Below are 4345 nucleotides of genomic sequence, written 5' to 3' on the forward strand. Positions count from 1 at the left end.
TCTATTCGGGGAGAAGTGCCCGGCAGGGCGATGAGGGGCGGCGCAGACATCTGCGATTGATCGCCCCCAACGCGGTTGGAGAGCTATGCTGCGACCGACGGACTTTTCAGCCGACCGCGCAAGCCTTTGCCGGCCGAAACGCCGCGGTTCAAGCCGCGGCGTTTCGAAATCAACCTCTTGAGTGGTCCTTAGCTTGACGGCTGGGGCTCCATGCCGCCTTCGGGCTCCGGACCCTTCTTGCGGCGGCTGCCGGACTTCGGCACGGCCGAGCCGCGGCTCGGCGGCGTGTCGTCGCCGAGATCGCGGGCGGGCTTGTGGCCGGCGATCAACTGCTTGATCTCCTCGCCTGACAGCGTCTCGTACTCCAAAAGGCCCTGCGCCAGCGCGATCCACTCCCTCTTCTTCTTGGTCAGGATGGATTTCGCCGTCGAATAGGCCTCGTCGATCAGCCGGCGCACTTCGGCGTCGATAATCTGCGCCGTCTCTTCCGAGACGTTCTGCGTGCGCGCCACCGAATGGCCGAGGAAAACCTCTTCCTGGTTGTCGCCATAGGCGACGTGGCCGAGCTTGTCGGAGAAGCCCCAGCGCGTGACCATGGCGCGCGCCAGCTTGGTCGCCTGCTCGATGTCCGAGGAGGCGCCCGAGGTGATGTTCTCCTTGCCGAACTTGAACTCCTCGGCGACGCGGCCGCCCATCATGATGGCTAGGCGCGAGATCATGTATTTGTAGCTCATCGAATAGCGGTCGCCTTCCGGCAACTGCATGACCATGCCAAGCGCCCGGCCGCGCGGGATGATGGTCGCCTTGTGCAGCGGATCGGCCGACGGCACGTTCAGCGCCAGGATGGCGTGGCCGGCCTCGTGATAAGCGGTGAGCTCCTTCTCGGCCTGGGTCATGGCCGACGAGCGGCGCTCGGCGCCCATCATGATCTTGTCCTTGGCGTCCTCGAACTCGGCCATGGTGACAAGGCGCTTGTTGCGCCGTGCCGCCATCAGGGCGGATTCGTTGACGAGGTTCATCAGGTCGGCGCCGGAAAAGCCCGGGGTGCCGCGTGCGATCACCTTGAGGTCGACATTGGGCGCCAGCGGCACGTTGCGCACATGCACCTTCAGGATCTTCTCGCGGCCGACGATGTCGGGGTTCGGCACCACCACCTGGCGGTCGAAACGGCCGGGCCTGAGCAGCGCCGGGTCGAGCACGTCCGGCCGGTTGGTGGCGGCGATCAGGATGATGCTTTCGTTGGATTCGAAGCCGTCCATCTCGACCAGCAACTGGTTTAGCGTCTGCTCGCGTTCGTCATTGCCGCCGCCGAGCCCGGCGCCGCGATGGCGGCCGACCGCGTCGATTTCGTCGATGAAGATGATGCAGGGCGCATTCTTCTTGGCCTGATCGAACATGTCGCGGACGCGGCTGGCGCCGACGCCGACGAACATCTCGACGAAGTCCGAGCCGGAAATGGTGAAGAACGGCACGTTGGCTTCACCGGCGACCGAACGGGCGAGCAGCGTCTTGCCGGTTCCGGGAGGGCCGACGAGCAGCACGCCGCGCGGAATCTTGCCGCCAAGCCGCTGGAACTTCTGCGGATCACGCAGGAATTCGACGATCTCTTCCAGATCTTGCTTGGCTTCGTCAACGCCGGCGACATCCTGGAAGGTGACGCGGCCATGCGCCTCGGTCAAAAGCTTGGCCTTCGACTTGCCGAAGCCCATGGCGCGGCCGGAGCCGGACTGCATCTGGCGCATGAAGAATATCCAGACGCCGAGGATGAGGATCATCGGCAGCCAGGAGATGAGATAGCCGAACAGCGAATTGGAACCGTCGGATTCGGGGCGCGCGTTGATGGTGACGTTCTTGTCCTGCAGCCTCGAAACCAGCGACGGATCTCCCGGCGAATAGGTCTGGAAGCCGGTGGAGGTGTCGGTGTAGGTACCGGAAATGCGGGCACCCGCGATGGTCACCGTCTTGACCCGGCCGGCCGCGACATCCTGCAGGAACTGCGAATAGGGGACATCGCTCGCCGCTCCGCGCGTCTGCGGCGTCTGGAACAGATTGAAGAGAGCGATGAGCAGGACCGCTATGATCGCCCAGAGGGCGAGATTGCGATAATTCGGATTCATCAATTGTCCCGTTGGCGTCCGCTGGCGGACACGCGTCGTGAGAGGAAACTTGGGTCTAACATAGGGATGGCGTTCTCCCTTGCCAAGCAGAACAGCATGTCGCGGTTAAGCTTTCGCCCATCATCAGCCGGCAGTGTGGCCGCTGAAAGGCGTGGTAGGAAGGGGCGGCGCGCCGATCAGCGCGGCGACAGTTCCGGCCGGCGCCAGGTCGAAGGACGGCAGGAAGCGGGCAAAGGGCGCGACGACCTGAGATACCACCATTCGCGGCAAGGCCGGGCTGTCCTGCACCGGACCAAGGCTTTCGCCCGGATGTTCATTTGAGCGCCACAACACCGGCTCGGCCGCCAGGGCCGCGCGGACAAGGCTTGGCGGCGTGCCGTCTTCGGCAATTTCCCGTTTTGCGGCACGAGCCGCGCCGAGCGGCGCAATCAAAAATGCACCTGGCTCGTCGCCCAATGTGATCCTCCTGCGACCGTCCCAGAGAGCATCGTCCACGGCAGGAGCAGCGGGCGGCAGGTTGCGGGTTTCGCGACGCAGGAAAATGCCGGCACGCCGTGCGTCGACCACTGTCCGCGACAATGTGGCGCAAAACGGGGTAGCACAAAATGGCAACACGCAAGATGGCCCGGGCCTCAGCCGGGCGAACAGCGCCTCGCTGCGCGCCTGGTCGGGCAGAAAGGCAACGCCGCCGACAGTCGCCAGCAGGATACGCAGCGCGTAGACGGCCGCCGGCTCGTCGCCGGCCGTCGCAAACCCCGGATCGAGACGGATAAGGCCATCAGCGGGCCTGCTGGCAAAGTCACGGATCAACGCGGCCGCGCGACGGCCAAGCTGCTCGCGCTCCACGGCGGCCCGCGCGGCCAGCGCCACCGCATCCGCCACGCGCTGCGCACCATTGCCGTCGGCAAGCGCTGCGCGGATGCGCGGCCGCTCGAAAGCCTCGTCGTCATTGGTCGGATCTTCGACCCAGCCGACATTTGCGCGCCGCAAGCCTTCGCGCAGCGCCGCCCGCCGTGTGCCGAGAAGCGGTCGTACGATCCATATCCGCCAGTCGTAGAGGGTGGCCGGTGCCATGCCGGCTAGGCCTCGCCCTGCCTCTCGCGGCCCCTCCTGGCGCGCGTTCCGCATCAGCACGGTCTCGGCCTGATCGTCGGCAGTGTGGCCGGTCAGGATCAGGCTGATGCCTTCCGCCTGCGCTGCCTCGGCCAGCAGCCGGTAGCGTGCCTCTCGCGCGGCAGCCGGCAGGCCGGTCGACGGCTTGCGCCCGGACCAGACGATGATGCGGTGGGCAATACCGCGCGCGGCGCAAAGCCTGGCCACGGCTTGCGCTTCCGCTGCCGAGCCTGGCCGCAGATTGTGGTCGATCGTCACAGCCAGCAATTTCGTTGCGGGCGCGCTGCGGTCGAGGTGATCTTTCAGAAGAAGGAGAAGGGCGGTCGAGTCGCTGCCGCCGGACACGGCCGCAACAGCGCCGTTGGTAAAGTCGATCTGCGAAAAAACCGAAAGGTCAGGCTCGGTTTCGAGCGTCAGCACGCCGCGAGCGCCCTTTCCTGCTTGACGCGTTCCTTAAGCGCGCCGGAAACGTTGGGATAGCGCTTGCCGATCTCGCCGAAAGTGGCGCAGGCCACGTCGCGTTGGTTCAATCCGACCAGCGACACACCGAGCTTCAGCAGCATATCGGGAGCCTTCTTGGCCTTAGGATAGTCCTTGCTGGCGGCGAGGAAAGTCTCGGCCGCGTCGCGGTATTTCTGCTGGCCGAGCAGCGACTCACCAAGCCAGTAATGCGCGTCCGCCGCCTTGGCGTCCTTGGGGAAGCGGGCGATGTGGTCGCGAAAACCCTGTTCGGCAGTGCTGTAGTCGCCCGACAGGATGAACTGGTAGGAGTTGCGGTAAAGCTCCTCCGGGTTGTCGGTGGCGGGCAGCGCCGCGACCACCGTATCGTCGGACTTGCCGGCCTGGGCGCCAGTGGCTTGGTCGCCGGCGGCTTGACCGTTAGTGGCTGGGGCGGTGTTCTGCGCCGGTGCATGAGCCTGCGTGTTGCCGTCGGCGTCGACCACATTGCCGTTCTTGTCGACGGTGATTGTGCCGAACGTCTTCGGCGGCGTGCCCGGGATCACTCTGCCGGGTTCGCCCGTCGGCGATCCGACGATGACGTCCTCGCCCTGGGCGCCGGCGGGCGGTGTGCCCGCATCGGCCGGGGCGTGCGTCGCCGGAGCCTCGGCGACGCT

The 4345-nt window shown here is 65.8% G+C and carries 3 protein-coding genes; all 3 read right to left on the reverse strand.

What is annotated here, in order from left to right:
* Positions 1-188: 188 nt before the first annotated feature.
* Positions 189-2117, reverse strand: a complete 1929-nt coding sequence (gene ftsH / locus E5W87_RS13095) for an ATP-dependent zinc metalloprotease FtsH (RefSeq protein ID WP_292397795.1) — start codon at positions 2115-2117, stop codon at positions 189-191.
* Positions 2118-2240: 123 nt separating this feature from the next.
* On the reverse strand, positions 2241-3650 hold the full coding sequence (gene tilS, locus E5W87_RS13100; protein ID WP_292397797.1) for a tRNA lysidine(34) synthetase TilS: 1410 nt from the start codon (positions 3648-3650) through the stop codon (positions 2241-2243).
* Positions 3644-4345: tol-pal system protein YbgF (gene ybgF / locus E5W87_RS13105; RefSeq protein WP_292397799.1), on the reverse strand; the 702-nt coding region annotated here is incomplete at its 5' end. The genes ybgF and tilS, both read right to left, overlap by 7 nt.

The organism is Mesorhizobium sp., assembly GCF_004962925.1.
In the GTDB taxonomy this organism is placed as follows: Bacteria; Pseudomonadota; Alphaproteobacteria; order Rhizobiales; family Rhizobiaceae; genus Mesorhizobium.